16 protein-coding genes, 1 other RNA gene and 1 pseudogene are annotated in these 15,794 nt (G+C 67.0%); 6 read left to right on the forward strand and 12 right to left on the reverse strand.

Features of this window, described 5'->3' with window-relative positions:
• Window positions 1-125 precede the first annotated feature (125 nt).
• The gene (locus ABD260_RS18085; RefSeq protein ID WP_344234754.1) at window positions 126-287 is read left to right on the forward strand and encodes a hypothetical protein; all 162 of its coding nucleotides are present in this window, start codon (window positions 126-128) and stop codon (window positions 285-287) included.
• Window positions 288-630: 343 nt separating this feature from the next.
• Here the strand turns inward: ABD260_RS18085 and ssrA are convergent.
• From ssrA to ftsE, 6 genes are all read right to left on the reverse strand, one after another.
• Window positions 631-1,008, reverse strand: a transfer-messenger RNA (tmRNA) gene (gene ssrA, locus ABD260_RS18090).
• A 105-nt stretch (window positions 1,009-1,113) separates the two neighbouring features.
• The gene (locus tag ABD260_RS18095) at window positions 1,114-1,674 is read right to left on the reverse strand and encodes a DUF1707 and DUF4870 domain-containing protein (RefSeq protein ID WP_344234755.1); all 561 of its coding nucleotides are present in this window, start codon (window positions 1,672-1,674) and stop codon (window positions 1,114-1,116) included.
• 803 nt (window positions 1,675-2,477) lie between these two features.
• Window positions 2,478-2,951, reverse strand: coding sequence for an SsrA-binding protein SmpB (gene smpB / locus ABD260_RS18100; protein WP_344234756.1), 474 nt, complete (start codon window positions 2,949-2,951; stop codon window positions 2,478-2,480).
• 21 nt (window positions 2,952-2,972) lie between these two features.
• Complete coding sequence (locus tag ABD260_RS18105; RefSeq protein WP_344234757.1) at window positions 2,973-4,316, reverse strand: peptidoglycan DD-metalloendopeptidase family protein; 1,344 nt, start codon at window positions 4,314-4,316, stop codon at window positions 2,973-2,975.
• Window positions 4,317-4,508: 192 nt separating this feature from the next.
• Window positions 4,509-5,420: a permease-like cell division protein FtsX gene (gene ftsX, locus ABD260_RS18110; protein ID WP_344234758.1), complete on the reverse strand. Its 912-nt coding sequence runs from the start codon at window positions 5,418-5,420 to the stop codon at window positions 4,509-4,511.
• A 19-nt stretch (window positions 5,421-5,439) separates the two neighbouring features.
• Window positions 5,440-6,129 (reverse strand): cell division ATP-binding protein FtsE, encoded by a 690-nt coding sequence (gene ftsE / locus ABD260_RS18115; protein ID WP_184836010.1) that lies wholly within the window; start codon window positions 6,127-6,129, stop codon window positions 5,440-5,442.
• A gap of 401 nt (window positions 6,130-6,530) precedes the next feature.
• Between ftsE and ABD260_RS18120 the strand changes: the two are divergent.
• Window positions 6,531-7,607, forward strand: a pseudogene (locus tag ABD260_RS18120) (MFS transporter); the annotation flags it as partial.
• A 72-nt stretch (window positions 7,608-7,679) separates the two neighbouring features.
• Here the strand turns inward: ABD260_RS18120 and ABD260_RS18125 are convergent.
• Complete coding sequence (locus tag ABD260_RS18125; protein WP_344234759.1) at window positions 7,680-8,729, reverse strand: carbohydrate kinase family protein; 1,050 nt, start codon at window positions 8,727-8,729, stop codon at window positions 7,680-7,682.
• Window positions 8,730-8,831: 102 nt separating this feature from the next.
• On the opposite strand from ABD260_RS18125, the gene ABD260_RS18130 reads away from it, so the two are divergent.
• Window positions 8,832-9,266, forward strand: coding sequence for a hypothetical protein (locus tag ABD260_RS18130; protein WP_344234760.1), 435 nt, complete (start codon window positions 8,832-8,834; stop codon window positions 9,264-9,266).
• The gene (locus ABD260_RS18135; protein ID WP_344234761.1) at window positions 9,259-9,426 is read left to right on the forward strand and encodes a hypothetical protein; all 168 of its coding nucleotides are present in this window, start codon (window positions 9,259-9,261) and stop codon (window positions 9,424-9,426) included. Before ABD260_RS18130 ends, ABD260_RS18135 begins: the two co-directional genes overlap by 8 nt.
• Window positions 9,427-9,461: 35 nt before the next feature.
• Here ABD260_RS18135 and ABD260_RS18140 read toward each other — a convergent pair whose 3' ends face one another.
• On the reverse strand, window positions 9,462-9,899 hold the full coding sequence (locus ABD260_RS18140; RefSeq protein ID WP_344234762.1) for a PIN domain-containing protein: 438 nt from the start codon (window positions 9,897-9,899) through the stop codon (window positions 9,462-9,464).
• Entirely contained in the window at window positions 9,896-10,105 is a 210-nt protein-coding gene (locus tag ABD260_RS18145; RefSeq protein ID WP_344234763.1) for a type II toxin-antitoxin system VapB family antitoxin, read from the reverse strand. Before ABD260_RS18145 ends, ABD260_RS18140 begins: the two co-directional genes overlap by 4 nt.
• Window positions 10,106-10,252: 147 nt before the next feature.
• Between ABD260_RS18145 and ABD260_RS18150 the strand changes: the two genes are divergently transcribed.
• Together ABD260_RS18150 and ABD260_RS18155 are read left to right on the forward strand one after the other, a co-directional pair.
• The gene (locus ABD260_RS18150; protein WP_344234764.1) at window positions 10,253-11,581 is read left to right on the forward strand and encodes an ABC transporter substrate-binding protein; all 1,329 of its coding nucleotides are present in this window, start codon (window positions 10,253-10,255) and stop codon (window positions 11,579-11,581) included.
• Between the two features lie 227 nt (window positions 11,582-11,808).
• Entirely contained in the window at window positions 11,809-12,216 is a 408-nt protein-coding gene (locus ABD260_RS18155) for a cytidine deaminase family protein (protein WP_344234765.1), read from the forward strand.
• 43 nt (window positions 12,217-12,259) lie between these two features.
• Here ABD260_RS18155 and ABD260_RS18160 read toward each other — a convergent pair whose 3' ends face one another.
• Genes ABD260_RS18160 through ABD260_RS18170 form a run of 3 tightly spaced genes read right to left on the reverse strand, consistent with a single transcriptional unit; the run spans window position 12,260 to window position 15,551 of the window.
• The gene (locus ABD260_RS18160; RefSeq protein ID WP_344234766.1) at window positions 12,260-13,255 is read right to left on the reverse strand and encodes a TIGR03842 family LLM class F420-dependent oxidoreductase; all 996 of its coding nucleotides are present in this window, start codon (window positions 13,253-13,255) and stop codon (window positions 12,260-12,262) included.
• Between the two features lie 9 nt (window positions 13,256-13,264).
• Window positions 13,265-14,671, reverse strand: a complete 1,407-nt coding sequence (gene hydA / locus ABD260_RS18165) for a dihydropyrimidinase (protein ID WP_344234767.1) — start codon at window positions 14,669-14,671, stop codon at window positions 13,265-13,267.
• A 37-nt stretch (window positions 14,672-14,708) separates the two neighbouring features.
• Window positions 14,709-15,551 (reverse strand): nitrilase-related carbon-nitrogen hydrolase, encoded by an 843-nt coding sequence (locus ABD260_RS18170; RefSeq protein ID WP_344234768.1) that lies wholly within the window; start codon window positions 15,549-15,551, stop codon window positions 14,709-14,711.
• Window positions 15,552-15,794 lie beyond the last annotated feature (243 nt).

A 15,794-nucleotide genomic window follows, 5' to 3' on the forward strand; every position in this document is an offset into this window, starting at 1 on the left:
TACGGTTTTGCTCTGGTCAGGCTGACGGGTTGACCTCGAAGCCTTGTGCGGGACGGTTGCGTCGATTCCCTGCCCCGTCGCCTTGACCGTTCTACTGGCACGTCTTCACCGGGGAGCGGAACGCGATGAACCACACCGAACTGCGTACACGGGAGTGGCCGGTCCTGAAGGCCGCCCAAGATCTCGACTGCGATGGCGTCCATCCCACCACGGGGAAACCGTGCGTACTAGGCCATCACCACGGCTACCACCGCGACACGGACGGCGCCCAGTGGCTCGACAGCTAGGCCCTGCCCAGCTCGGGCCTCGTTCCGCGGATCGGTAGCAGGCACCCCGCCGCGAGCATTCAGCCAGGGGTTCGTCGAGTACTGCAGCCACGCTGACCGGCAATGCGAGCGCGGGTGCGGGTGGACCATTGCTAAGGGCGAGACCTATCGGAGGTCGAAGAGCAACGCGCAGGCGTGGTGCAGGCCTCTGGTTCGAGCGCCGGCCCGCACCCTGAGCGGCGGCGCGTGCACGTTGATTCCTGCGTCCGTGCACGCGCCGCCTTCCACTTGAGCAACGGCGAACGAAGAGGTTGTAGACAGCAGAACGCGCAGGGCAGCGGGGGCTGGCCTGCGCGTTCTCAAGGGGTGGAGGTGGCGGGAATCGAACCCGCGTCCTTCGGCGTTGCTTCAAGGCTTCTCCGGGCGCAGTCTGAATGGCGCTTTTCTCAGCCCCAGCGTTTGGACAGACATCTCGCTGACAGGCTCAGTCACTGTAAATGTCCCGTACTAACCCCGTGACCGGGCTAGCACAGCAAGCTCTCTAAATGAGGCCAGGAACCGGGGCGAGAGCATCCCCGGGCTGACCACCTCTTTAAGTGCTCAGGCCGTCAGGCGGCGAGAGCGAGGTCAGTGCGCTTTGTATTGGCACTTATTGGTTTCCAGAGATCGTTAACGAGATAACCCTGGATCCTCGGCCCGCTTCCCTTGGAACATACGTCCAAAGTCGAAACCGTTCACCCCCTGTTGAGTTTTCAAACTCCCACCCGCCCCGGAGGGTTGGTGGAAGGTCCACACTACCAAGTCCAACCGCCGAACCGCATCCCACATTCCCGCGCGGGGCGCTGGGCTACTTGATCAGGCGCAGCGTGAACGGGTACCGGAACTTGCCGCTGGCCGCGGTGGCCAGGCCGCCGATGCCGGTGAGCATGAACCAGAGGATGCCGAGGATCGGGAACAGGAACCCGGTGAACCCGTGGGTGAAGCCGGAGATGACGCCGAGCAGGGCGAACGCGCCGGTCGCGGTGAGCTGGAAGTTCAGCGCCTCGACCGCGTGTTTGCGTACGGCCGGGTTCTTCTGGCCGGCGGTGGCGACGACGAGGGCCGGGCCGACGAAGAACGTCGGGTACCCGAGCCAGTGCGCGATCGTGCCCATGCCGCGACCGTCACCCTGGTACTGCTTCAGCGGCGCGGGCCGGGTGAACGCGGCCGGAGCGAAGGTCGGTACCGGGCGCGCGACCAGTCCGTCGAACGTGCTGTTCAGCTCGGCGCGGGTGCGGGAGTTCAGCGCCTTGTCCAGCCGGAGGTCGAACTCCGTGTGGTCGAGGCGGCCGTCGGCGTACATCTCTTTGAGGATCTCGACGGCCCGATCCCGCTGCGCCGAGGTCACCAGCAACTCTGAAGTGGACATACCTCCACTGTGCGCGCCCCAGCCCGCCCACCCCATCCGGTTCAGCCCGGACCAACCCCTGACCCAACCCCACCCCCACCTCGGGCGGCGCCGCCACGCCCCTGTTCTTCCTGCTTGAGCGTATCCAGTTCCACCAACCCGTCGACGTGGTTATCCACAACCGCGGTGGGTGCTCCATAGGTGTACCGGTGGAGAACCCGCCGCAAGAGTCGATATCCGGACAACCGTTTCAAGCCGTGGTCGAGTCTTCCGGTGGAGCGTGAACGTTCCGTGGAGGGTTCGGACACCTGCTCTCACGGCCCCCGCCAAGTGTTCACGGTCCAGCAGTTGCCCGCGGGCCGGCAGGTTTGAGGGCCGGGACCGCACAGGGCGGCTGTGCTCGGCCGTGCTCGCAGCGCGCAATCGGCGGCTCGACAGGTAGTGCGCCCCTGAGACGCCGTACACCTTGGCCCCTTCACGCTCAAGTGCACTACCCACTCAACGCATACCTCCTGTCCAACGGCGCACCTCACCCCGCAACTCCAGCCACCCGCACCACACCGTGCCCACAACGCGGTACTGCACCGTCGTGGGAGCCTTTTCCGCGACGGGCAGGAGCTTTTCTGGCGCTATTGCAGGAAAAGGCTCCACAACAACCCCGGCGAGATGGTTCCTTCCCAAGTAACCGATCGTGTACCAGCGTGCCGGACCGCACTTGGCAGCTGGGTACTGAACCGCCGGGCGACCCGCACCCGACAACCCTCCGGAACATCCCGCTCGACCTGACCCACACATCAGTCAGAAGAGCCGGATATCCACAGGGGTCAGTGGCGGTTTCGGTCGGAGAGGGCTCTTTGGGCTTCTCGGTTGGCTTGGCGTTCGGCCAGGGCGTGGCGTTTGTCGTAGTCCTTCTTGCCTCGGCCGGTGGCCAGCTCGACCTTGGCGTAGCCGTCCTTGAAGTACAGGGAGAGCGGGATCAGCGAGACGCCCTGCTGCTCGACCTCGCGGATGAGTTTCTGGACCTCGTCCTTGTGCAGCAGCAGCTTCCGGGTGCGTCGCGGCTCGTGGTTGGTCCACGTGCCGTGCTTGTACTCAGGAATGTGCATGCCCTGCAGCCAGAGCTCGTTCCCACGCACCGCGGCGAACGCGTCGACGAGGGAGGCCCGGCCTTGGCGCAGGGACTTGACCTCGGTCCCGGTCAGCACCAGCCCGGCCTCCACCACGTCCTCGATGTGGTAGTCGTGTCGCGCCTTACGGTTCTGCGCGATCGGCTTGTCCCGGCCGGTCTGTTTCACCATCCGACCAGTATCGCAGGTAGCTCAGAGCCACCCCATCGGATTAACGACGTTGCCGTCCTTGTACACCATGAAGTGCAGATGGCACCCGGTCGAGTACCCGGTGGTGCCGGACCACGCGATGATCTCGCCCTTGCGTACGCGCTCGCCGACATGCGCCTTGTACTTCGACAGGTGGTTGTACACGGTCGTGATCGAAGACCCGTCCATCACACCGTGTGAAATGAACAGCCGATTTCCGTAACCACCGTTGAAGTACTTGTCGGTCACCACACCATCCGCGGCCGCGCGGACCGGCGTACCGCACGGTGCGCGGAAGTCGGTGCCGTCGTGCAGCTTCCAGTAGTGCAGTACGGGGTGAAAGCGCATCCCGTACGGTGACGTGATGTAACTGCTGACCGGATACCCGAGCCGCCCGCCACCGTTGGACACCGGGTCCGGGATGTTCCGCGGCGGCCGGTGCTCCTTGCGCGCCTTCTCCCGCTCGGCCTTCTCGGCAGCCGCCTTCCGCCGCGCCGCGGCCGCCTTCTCCGCCTTCGCGCGAGCGGCCAGCAACGCCTCGACCCGGCCGCGCTCCCGGAGCAGCGAGTTGTACTGCGCGAGCTCGCTGTTCTTCTCCTTCTCGGCCGCCTTGTACGCGACCAGCTTCACCTTCGCCACCGTCGCGGCCTCGGCCTTGTCGGCCGCGACCTGCTTGGTCAGCTCGGTGACTTTGCGTACCGTCGCCGCCGAAGCCACCCGGGCGGCCGCGGCGTCCTTCTCCGCGGCGGCGACCTTGACCCGCTTGCTGGCGAGCTGCGCCTGCGCGTTGTTCAGGTTGGTGATCGCATTGCCCTGAATGCCGAACACGTTCCGCTGGACCTGCATCCCGGTGGCGATGTCGGCCGGCGCCGCGCCGCGGAGCGCGATCGACAGCCCGACCAGCGTGTTCTGCTGCTGGTACGCCGAGCGGACCGCCCGACCGGCGACCGCCCGCTTCTCGGCGATCAGCTTCTCGCCGGCCTCGACGTCGGCGACCGCGCTCTTCAGTGCCGCCTCGGCGGCCGCGAGCTTGCCTGCGGCAACGGCATCGGCGGCCTTCGCGGCGGCCAGCTGACCCTGGGCGGCGGCATACCGGGCCTGGACGGCCTGGTACTTCGTCTCGGCCTGGTTGTACGCGGCAACGGATTTGCCGAGCTGGTCGGACGCGTCGTCGAGATCAGCCTTCTGCTGGTTGATCTTCGAGTCGAGTTGCTTCTTCTTGGCGGCTGGATCCGGCGGTTTCGCGGCCGCGAACGGCGCGGACGGAACCGCCGCCAGAACTCCGGCGGACAGGGACAGGACAAGGCAGCATGCGGCGACCACCGTTGGCCGGCCCTGCGGTCGCAAACGTGATCGCTGGTACGGCGCGGCGGGGGTACCGGTGCTGTCGTCTCGCTTGATGCGCGCCCGCTCAGGCGGGTTCGCACCGGGGAAGTGCGGGACCACAGGTCGACCCCTTGCTGTGGATGAAATTGTGCGGTGCAGGAGTCACGGCTGGTGCTGCTGTGACTCCTGATACTGCACGATAGGTCACCCGGGTCAGACTTTGAGGTATTTCCGCGTTGTCAGGAATGTCGGGATCACGGCCAGGATCAGGCCGGCCACGACCATGATCAGGGTGGCGCGGAAGGTTTCGGTCGCTCCGACCCACTGCCAGACCCGGAACGTCTCCTGGGCCCGCTGCATGACCACGAAGTACACGCCGACCCAGAGGGTCGCGCAGGCAAAGACCGCGCCCACCAAGGCGGCCAGCACCGCCTCCAGGAGGAACGGCAACTGGATATAGAAGTTCGACGCGCCCACCAGGCGCATGATGCCTATCTCACGTCTGCGGGCGTACGCGGCCAGCCGGATCGTGTTCGAGATCTGCATCAGCGCGGCGACCAGCAACAGGCCGGCCGCGATCAGCGCACCGACTTGCAAGCCGTTGAGGGCCTTGAACAACGGATCCAGGTACTGCCGCAGATCCTGGACGGTATCCACCCCGGGCAGTCCGGCGACCGCACTGACCAGGTTCTGGTACTTCTGAGGATCTTTCAGCTTGACCCGGAAGGACTCCTGCATCTGGTCCTGGGTGACCGTGCTGACGATCGGCGAGTCCTTGTACAGCTTCTTGAACGACTCGAACGCCTGCGCCTTCGACTCGGTGAAGACGCCGTCCGGAGCGGTGTCCGGGTTCGTCTCGATCACCTGCTGGATCCGGTTCTTCTGCTCCTGGGTCACCTCGGTGCCGGAGCAGCCGCGGCCGCCGGAGTCCTTGGTGCAGAGGAAGACCGAGATCTGGATCTTGTCGTACCAGTTCCCCTTCATCAGGTCGACCTGCTCGCGGGCGAGCAGCGCGCTGCCGAACAGCGACAGCGAGACCCAGATGGTGACGACGACCGCGATCGTCATCGACAGGTTCCGCTTCAGGCCGATCCCGAGGTCGGAGAGGATGTAGTTCAAGCGCATCTGTTAGTCAGTCCCCTGGTCAGTGCTGGTAGCCGTAGACGCCGCGCGACTCGTCGCGGACGACATGACCGTTCTCCAGCTCGATCACGCGCTTGCGCATCTGGTCGACGATGGACACGTCGTGGGTGGCCATCACGACGGTGGTGCCGGTCCGGTTGATCCGGTCCAGCAACTTCATGATGCCCACCGACGTACCCGGGTCCAGGTTTCCGGTCGGCTCGTCGGCGATCAGGATCATCGGCCGGTTCACGAACGCACGCGCGATCGCGACCCGCTGCTGCTCACCACCGGACAGCTCGTCCGGGAGCCGGTCCTCCTTGCCGTCCAGACCGACCAGCTCGAGCACCTCGGGCACGGTCTTGCGGATGTGCGAGCGCGGCTTGCCGATCACCTGCAGCGCGAACGCGACGTTCTCCGCGACGGTCTTGTTCGGCAGCAGCCGGAAGTCCTGGAACACGGTTCCGATCTGCCGGCGCATCTGCGGGATCCGCCAGCTGGCCAGCCGGTTCAGGTCCTTGCCGGCCACCATGATGTGGCCCTTGGAGGTGCGATGCTCACGCAGCACCAGGCGCAGGAACGTCGACTTGCCGGACCCGGAGGTACCGACCAGGAAGACGAACTCGCCTTTTTCGATCTCGACGTTGACGTTCAGCAGAGCGGCCCTGGTCTGGCCCTCGTACGTCTTGGAGACATTCTCGAAGCGGATCACGGATTCATCCGGCCGTGGTCGGGAACAGGGAGTAGCGCGACGGTAACCACGAAGGGCACCGTACGCCACCGGAGCGGCCGGCGATCAGTCTAGGCGGTCCCGGGCGTGCCGCCGACCAGGCGTGCCGGTCCGTACGGCCACGTCCGATACCCGGCGAAGCATGCAGTCCGGGCGGCGATGACGCCGGCCGGGCAGTGCGGCGAAGGTGCAGCCGGGGCGCGGGTCGCGTACGCTTTCCGGCATGTCTTTCCTTCGTGACTAACGGTGGCTCCCGTCCGCGGATCATCCGCGCGGTCGAGCCCCTTCCGTCACGAATCTCCAGGAGCGTTCTCGTGTCCGGCACCACTCGTGCCGGGAGCTACCGCGACGTCCTGCTGCTGCCGTCGGCGCTGCGCACCTTCGTGCCCGCGTTGTTCGGCCGGCTGGCGTACGGCCTGCTCCCGTTGTCCTTGCTCATCACTGTCCGTCATTCGACCGGCTCGTTCGCCACGGCCGGTGCGGCGGTCGCCGTGTTCGGTCTGATGTCGTTGTCGATGCCGTACAAGGCGCGGCTCGTCGACCGGTACAGCCAGCGTCGCGTACTCCCCTTCCTCGCCGCGGGCGCATCCGCGGGTCTCGTCGGCGTCACCACGATCGGCACGACGCGTACGTCCGTACTGCTCCTTGTCGGTGTAACCGGATTGCTCGCTCCTCCTTTGGGACCGTCGATGCGGGCGAACTGGCGCCGGCTCACTGAGCATTCAGTACTGAAAGAACGCGCGTACGCGCTTGATGCGGTTGCCGAGGAATGCCTTTTCCTTGGTGGACCGCTGATCGCCGGCACCCTGATCAGCTGGGTGTCCGCAGCGGCCGCTTTGAACTGCTCGGCCGCGCTGCTGTTCGTCGGAACGGTCGCGATGGTGACGAGTCCGGTGACGACGCAGACCGCGGCCCCGGCGCCGAGCCGGCATCCGCTGGGCCCACTGGTACTTCCCGGACTGCGGCGGATTTTGCTCGTCATCATGGTCACCGCGTCGGGCGTCAGTGCGGCGTACTTGTGTGTGGCCGGTGTCGCGCAGCATGCCGGACGCCCCGGAGCGGCCGGGTACGTCGAGGCCGCGATCGCTGGCGGCAGTGTGATCGGCGGTGTGCTTTGGGCGCGCCGGAAGCACACGCGTTCTTGGTCCACTCACCTCGGTGGATTGATTGCCGTACTGGCTGCTGGGCTGATCGCGGCGTCATTCGTGACGAACCTGGTTGTGCTTGGGGTCGTACTCGGGATCGCCGGTGTCGCGGTTGCTCCGTGTTTCGTCGTGTCGTACTTGGCTGCCGATGACGTCACGCCGACACACCAGCGCACCGAGGCGAGTACGTGGATCAACACCGCGAACAACCTTGGCTCGGCCGCCGGCGCAGCGCTTACCGGGTTGGTGCTCGACCGGGCCGCGCCGTCCTGGGGTTTCCTCGGCGGCGGCATCCTGCTCGTCCTCGTCGCGGTGGTGTGCTGGTCAGGCGCGGGGCAGCGTCGGTCGAGGGTCGGCGAGGGTTGGTCAGGCGTCGGCGAGGGCGCGTCAGGCGTCGGAGAGGCGGGCGATTGTGGCGGAGGCGCGGCGGACGATCGGGACCGGGCCGGCCGGGAGCACGTCGCCGATGAAGGCGTAGTGCCGCAGGATGTCGGGGTCGACGCCGCCCGGCCGGTGCCGGCTGTGGTCGCGGACCCAGTCGATGATGTCGCCCCAGCCGGGCGCGGCGAGCGAGCCGCCGAAGTGCTGCACGGACAGCCCGGCGCAAAGGTTGCCGAAGGCAAGGCGATGGGCGAGCGGCCAGCCGCGCAGCGTGCCGAGGACGAGTGAGGCGAGGAAGACGTCGCCGGCGCCGGTCGGGTCGTAGGACCTGACCGGCAAGGCCGGCACCTGCTCCTCTTCACCGGTCGCCGAGTCGATCGCGAGCACGCCGTCGGCGCCGTTGGTGACGACGGCGAGCGGCACCCGTTCGGCCAGTTTGTGCAGCGCGGCCTTGGGCGTGTCGGTCCGGGTGTACGCCATCGCCTCGCTCGCGTTCGGCGTGAACGCGTGGAAACCGTCCAGGACGTCCAGCACCGCCGGCGACCACTCGTCCGTCGGGTCCCAACCGACATCTCCGAACAACAGCGCGCCGGACTCGCGCGCCTCGACGGTCCAGCCCGGCAGCTCGTCGGCGACCGGGACGATCGCGGACGTGGTGTTCAGCCCGGGACCGACCAGTTTGCTCGGGTCGCCCGGCGCCTCGTGGGCATGTGTGACCATCGCCCGGTCCCGGTCGATCGACATCGACACCGTGACCGGCGAATGCCAGTGCCCGATCCGGCGCGAATGCGAAAGATCGACACCTTCCTGATCCGCGAGCGTCCGCCAGCAGAAGTCCGCGTACGCGTCGTCGCCGAAAACCGCTGCCAGGCCGGTGCGCAGGCCGAGCCGGGCGGCCGCGATCGCGAAGTTCGCGACGCCGCCGGGGCAGGACCCCATCCCTTCGGCGAAGATCTCGGTACCGGTGGTCGGGGCGGTCTCCAGACCGGTCATCACGATGTCGAGGAACACGGTCCCCTGCACGAACACGTCGTAGCGATCCGGAACGTCGGTCACGGTGAGCCTGCTCCTTGTCATCCTGGTCGCCTGCCGCGCCGGCCTGTCGGTGGCGAGTGGAATGCTTCTTCGTAGCATCTTCGGCGGCTCAAGGCCATCACGTTGCCGGTCATTGTCAGACAGTTCGAGGAGTCGTATGCGTACCTGGACGTGCCTGTGATTCCGACCTGGATCTCGGTCGTCGGCGTGGTGATGACAGTACTGAGCCCGCTGCTCGCTCTGGGTGGCGTGATGCTCGGGGCGTACCTGACCCGGAAGTCCGACCGGGAGCTCGACACCTGGCGGCATCGCGAGGAGACGATGCGGATGGTCCGGTGGGCGGTCGAGCAGATCCTCGAGGGTGAAGACGCCGGGACCGACGCCGGTGTGGTGACGCTGCGTTCACTGATGAGATCCGAACTGTTACAGCCGGAAGACTACGACCTGGTCGCCGCGCTGACCGCTGCCGTAGCGATCGACCGGGTCGGTCCGGCCGCGTACGCTGATATCGCGGACGCGGATATCGAGGTCGTCGAGGGAGACAGTGACCATGGCTGAAAAGAAGACCGTCAAGGTCTCCCGCCAGGCCGTAGAGCTGGCCCGCTTACACGTCGAAGCCGCCCGCCGCGCCGGCCGCAAACCCGACGAAGGCGTAGCCCGGATAGCCGGCGCCCGCCCCGCCCCCGGCAACGGCACCCCAGCCCCCGCTCCGGCCTGAGCACCGCCCCACGGACCGCCGCGACCCTAGGACGGTCAGTTCAGTGAGCCGCGCGGCGCCACCCAGAGGTGAGGCTGGCCGGTGACGGCGGCGATGTGCTCGAAGTCGGCGTCGTAGTGCAGCACGACGGCGCCGTGGGTTTCGGCAACCGCCGCGGTGAGCACATCCACGATCCCGGCCGCGCGATGCTTGCCCCGCGCCGCCATCCGCACCTGCACCTCACGGGCGCGCTCGGCCACGGCCTCGGTGATCGGCAGCGTGACGTACAACCCGCGCCGCCGATCGGCGATCGACTTCACGTCAGCGTGGTTGCGTCCTGAGTACCCGGCTTCCAGGTCGACCGTGATGCAGGTCGCCGCCGCCCGGTCCATCACCAGCCCCGCGATGATCGCGCGGACCGACGGGTCCTTGACCCGGGCCTGGGCCGAGGTGTCGACGAGGTAGAGCTTGCCGACGGCGGCGACCGTGCTCAACGACGCGCCCCGCGCATGATCTCCGCATCCTCGATGTCGGGGCCGACGCCGAGCGCGAACGGCTGGTCGAGCAGCGCCTCGATCCGCTCCCGGCGCCTGGCCACGAAGGCCAGCGCCGCATTCACCGTGTCCTTCTTCGTCACTGTCCCCAGCTCCTTTGCTGCCAGCGCGAGCACCTCGTCGTCCAGGTCGATCAGCGTCTTCATGACATCGACCTTAGGGTCCATATATATAGCTGGATACTGCTGTATATACAAGTTGATCAAATCGTTGTGTGCACCGGACGGCTCAGGCGGCGTTCGCGGAGCGGAATTGCGGCCGGACTGCGCCTGGGTGGTTCTAGGCTCAGGTGGATGCGCGGGCTGTGGGACCGTGCCGGGACGGAGGAACGCGAGATGGCGGGTGCTGGGATCAGCCGGCGGGGGGTGCTCGGGCTGGGTGCCGGGCTGGCGGCGATGGCGGTGGCTGGATGCGGGTCCAATTCGGGGCGGCCGTCGTCGGGCGGATCTGGTGGGTCCGGCGACAAGGCGGCGCTTCAGCAGTGGTACCACCAGTACGGCGAGGCGGGTACGCAGCAGGCCGTCGAGCGGTACGCGAAGGCGTACCCGGACGCGACCGTGACGGTGCAGTGGTCCCCGGGTGACTACGACAAGAAGGTGTCGACGTCGCTGCTGACCGATCAGGGGCCGGACGTCTTCGAGTACGGGAACGGCCCGACGATCGACATGATCAAGGGCAAGCAGGTGGTCGACCTGATCGATCTGCTCGGCGACGCGCGCAGTGACTTCAACTCGGCGCTGATCGAGCGGATGTCGTACCAGGGCAAGCTGTACGGCATCCCGCAGGTGATCGACATGCAGCTGCTCGTGTACCGCAAGAGCCTGCTCAGCGCGGCCGGCCTGCAACCACCGCAGACCGTCGACGAGTTGCTGGATGCCGCGAAGAAGCTGACCACGGACAAGGTCAAGGGCCTGTTCGTCGGCAACGACGGCGGCGTCGGCGTACTCGGCGGGCCGGCGCTCTGGTCGGCCGGCGTGGACTACCTGACCGTCGACCACCAGTTCGGCTTCGACGACCCGGCCGCGTACGAGTCGCTGAGCAAGCTGCGCGAACTGTGGACCTCGAAGGTGCTGTTGCTCGGGGCACCGACCGACTGGTCCGACCCGTCTGCGTTCACACAGGGCCTGACCGCCATGCAGTTCACCGGGTTGTGGACGCTCCCGGTGATCGAGAAGGCGCTGCCGGGCGACTACGGCGTGCTCCCCTGGCCCAAGCTGAACGCCACTTCCGGCGAGCCGAGTGTCCCGGTCGGCGCGTACGGGGCGGCGGTGAACGCGAAGTCGAAGAACGTGGAGGCGGCGAAGAAGTTCGTGAAGTGGCTGTGGGTCGACCAGACCGACGACCAGCTCGACTTCGCCCAGTCGTACGGGTTCCACATCCCGGCGCGGAAGAGTTTGTCGGAGAAGGCGGAGAAGCTGAAGTCCGGCCCGGCGGCGGACGCGGTCAAGCTGCTCAACGACCACGGTCACCCGCAGAACCCGCTGCTCTGGTCACCGAAGGCCGGCACCGCGTACACCGACGCACTGAGCAAGATCATCCGCACCGGCGCCGACCCGGCCACCGAGATCAAGACCGTCAAGTCGGTCGCGGACGCCGAACTCAAGCGGATCACCAGCAGCTGACAGGACCTGACAGCTCGACAGATCGGCAGCTCGACAGGAGGTGTCTGCCCGGCGCGGCGGGCGGCAGGCGTGGATCAGCCGCACACCGCGCCGCCGCACCGAACACCTCCAGTCGACCTGCCGACAAAGCGGGATTGACGGGGCTCAGGCTCGGCGGGGCGCAGGGTTGGTGGGGCGGTGGGATAGGCCCGGTCTGGGCGGAGTGGTGGTGTGCGACAGTTGGCGGCATGTTGAGCATGGACCCGCTGACTGACGACGACCGGGAGCTGATCGAGCTTGCCCGCCAGACCGTCGACGCGAACACCGACGGCCCGGACGGCGTGTACACGATGGGCGCGGCGGTGCGCGGGATCGACGGCCGGATGTACGTCGGCATCAACCTGTACCACTTCACCGGCGGACCCTGCGCCGAGTTGGTGGCCCTCGGTCGCGCCCGCGCCGAAGGTGCCCGCGAACTGACCACCATCGTGGCCGTGGGCAACGAAGGCCGCGGCGTGGTCGGCCCCTGCGGCCGCGACCGCCAGGTCCTGGTCGACTACCACCCGACCATCCGCGTCATCCTCCCGACCCCAGACGGCCCGCGCTCAGTCCTGGCCACCGATCTACTCCCGGGCGCCTACCGCTGGACCCCGTAACCGGCCGCACAATCGGCGGCGTAGTCGGCTGCGTCTCCGGCGGTCACTGCATCGCCGGAAGCACATCCTTCCCGTACGCGGCCAGAGTCTCCTCCTTGGCATCGTGCTGGAGGTACAGCGCGAACTGATCCACCCCGAGCTCCTTCAACTCGGCCAGCCGCGCCAAGTGGTTCTCCACCGGCCCGAGAATGCAGAACCGATCCACGACCTCGTCCGGCACGAAGTCGGTATGCGTATTCCCCGCCCGCCCGTGCTCGGCGTAGTCGTACCCCTTCCGCCCCTCGATGTACTCGGTCAGCGCCCGCGGCACCGCCCCCGACGTCCCGTACCGCGCGACGATGTCCGCGACATGGTTCCCGACCATCCCGCCGAACCAGCGCGTTTGCTCACGCTGATGCGCGACGTCAGCACCCACATACGCGGGCGCCGCCACGCAGAACTTGATCGCCATCGGATCCCGCCCGGCCTGCTCCGCGGACCTCCGTACCGCCGCGATCATCCAGGCGGCGATATCCGGGTCGGCCAGTTGCAGGATGTACCCGTCGCCGACTTCACCGGTCGCCTTCAAAGCACGTGGCCCGTACGCGGCGACCCAGACCTCCAGCGCACCGTTCTCGATCCACGGGAACTTGAGCTGCTGCCCGCGGTACTCCACGGTCTCGCCGCGCGCGAGCCCACGCACCACTTCGACGCATTGCTTCAACTCGTCGACCGTGCCCGGTTGCGCGCCGAGCGTACGCAACGCCGAGTCGCCGCGGCCGATGCCGCAGATCGTCCGCGGGCCGAACATCTCGTTCAGCGTCGCGAACTGGGACGCGATCACGGTCCAGTCCCGCGTCCCCGGGTTGGTCACCATCGGCCCGACGATCACCCGCTGCGTACTGGCCAGGATCTGGGTGTAGATCACGAACGGCTCCTGCCAGAGCAGGTGCGAGTCGAACGTCCACACGTACCCGAAGCCGGCGTCCTCCGCCTTCCGCGCCAGCTCCACCACCGCGGACGCCGGCGGATCGCACTGGAACACCACACCGAAGTCCATGGCTTCCCCCTACATGAGATACGACGACAGGCCGCGCTTGAGGAACTTACCGCGTCCCTTCCGGCCGTGGTAGTTGCCGTCGGCCACGATCACCTCGCCGCGGGAGATCACCGTACCGACCCGGCCCTTGATCTCGATCCCTTCGTACGCGGAGTAGTCCATGTTCATGTGATGCGTCGCGGCACCGATCCGGGTTGTGCCGTTCGGGTCGTAGATCACCAGGTCCGCGTCCGAACCCGGTTGCACGATCCCCTTCTGCGGGTACAAACCGAACATCCGCGCCGGCGTGGTCGCGATCGTCTCGACCCAGCGCTCCAGCGACAGTTGACCGTCCACGACGCCCTGGAAAACCAGGTCTACCCGGTGTTCGACGCCACCGATCCCGTTCGGGATCTTCGAGAAGTCGCCGAGGCCGAGCTCCTTCTGGTCCTTCATACAGAACGGGCAGTGGTCGGTGGACACGATCGCGAGGTCGTTGTTCCGCAGGCCCTTCCACAGGTCGCGCTGGTGCGACTCGTGTTTGCTACGCAGCGGCGTCGAGCAAACCCACTTCGCGCCCTCGAACCCGGGCGCGCCGAGCTGGTCCTCGAGCGTCAGGTACAGGTACTGCGGGCAGGTCTCGGCGAACACGTTCCGGCCCTGGTCGCGGGCCTCGGCGACCTTCGCCAGCGCCTGGCTCGCGGACAGATGCACGATGTACAGCGGGCAGTCCTGGGCCACCTCGGCGAGCGCGATCGCGCGGTTCGTCGCCTCCGCTTCGAGCGCGGCCGGGCGGGTGATGCCATGGTAGATCGGGTCGGTCTCGCCGCGTTCGAGCGCCTGTTGGACGAGTACGTCGATGGCGATCCCGTTCTCGGCGTGCATCATGATCAGCGCGCCGTTCTCGCGGGCGGTCTGCATCGCGCGCAAGATCTGGCCGTCGTCGGAGTAGAACACCCCCGGGTACGCCATGAACAACTTGAAGCTGGTGATGCCCTCGTCGGCAACGAGTCGGTCCATCGCCTTCAGCGCATCGGCGTCGACGCCGCCGAGGATCATGTGGAACGCGTAGTCGATGTGGCATTCGCCGTCGGTCTTCGCGTGCCACGCCGCCAGGCCGTCCTGCACCACTTCACCGGTGCGCTGGATCGCGAAGTCGATGATCGTGGTGGTGCCTCCGTACGCCGCGGCTCGGGTGCCGGTGTCGAACGTGTCGCTGGCCGACGTACCGCCGAAGGGCATCTCCATGTGCGTGTGCGCGTCGATCCCGCCGGGGATCACGTACTTGCCTGAGGCATCGATCACCTCGTTGGCGGTGATCTGCGGGGTGTACGACGGGTCCAGTACGGCGACGATCTTCTCGCCCTCGACCAGGACGTCCGCGACCCGGGTACCGGTCGGTCCGACGACGGTTCCACCTTTGACCAGCAACGACATGCTGTCCCCTTTGACGGCTCGGTCCGCGTGTTGACGTTCAGGGCTTGGTGAGGTCTCCGTACGCGTCCGGGCGGCGGTCGCGGTAGAACTGCCAGCGGTCGCGGACCGTGTCCAGCAGGCTGAGGTCCAGGTCGCGGACAATCAGTTCCGGATCGTGGTCATGACCGACCTCGCCGACGAACTTGCCCTCCGGGTCGACGAAGTACGACGTACCGTAAAAGTCGTTGTCGCCGAACTCGGACTCGATCCCGACCCGGTTGATCGCGCCGATGAAGTACTCGTTCGCGACCGCGCTCGCGGGCTGCTCCAGCTTCCACAGGTACGCCGACAAGCCGCGACTGGTCGCGGACGGGTTGAACACGATCTTCGCGCCGGCCAGCCCAAGCGCCCGCCAGCCCTCCGGGAAGTGCCGGTCGTAGCAGATGTACACGCCGATCCGGCCGACCGCTGTGTCGAACACCGGGTACCCGAGGTTGCCCGGCCGGAAGTAGAACTTCTCCCAGAACCCCTTCACCTGCGGGATGTGGTGCTTCCGGTACTTCCCCAGATAGGTGCCATCGGCATCGATCACGGCGGCCGTGTTGTACAGCACGCCCGGCTGCTCCTGCTCGTACACTGGCAGGACCATCACCATCCCGAGCTCCTTCGCCAGCGCCGCGAACCGCTCGGTCGTCGGCCCCGGTACGGACTCGGCGTACTCGTAATATTCCGCGTCCTGCTGCTGACAGAAGTACGGCCCGTAGAACAGCTCCTGAAAACAGATCACCCGCGCACCCTGAGCAGCCGCCTGCCGCGCGTACTCCTCATGCGCCTTGACCATGGACTCCTTGTCACCGGTCCAAGACGTCTGAACAAGCGCAGCCCGCACAACCTCCGCCACCAGAACCTCCCCAAGTAGCCGAGCACTCATCCTCCATCCCCACCCCGGAAAGAGTCAACGGACAGGATCCCCAGGCACCAACGCCCGCCACCAGGGCGTCTCCAGCCAGCGCGCGTAACGAGCCAACTGCTCCTCGACCGTGGTGACCCGCCAAACGCCCTCCACAACCTCTGCCCCGCCCCAGTCCAGACCCTTCCGTCAGGAACCGTCAGCACCAGTGTCCAGTACGCCTTCGCGGTGGAC

This window comes from Kribbella hippodromi (genome assembly GCF_039531045.1).
GTDB classification, from domain to species: domain Bacteria; phylum Actinomycetota; class Actinomycetes; order Propionibacteriales; family Kribbellaceae; genus Kribbella; species Kribbella hippodromi.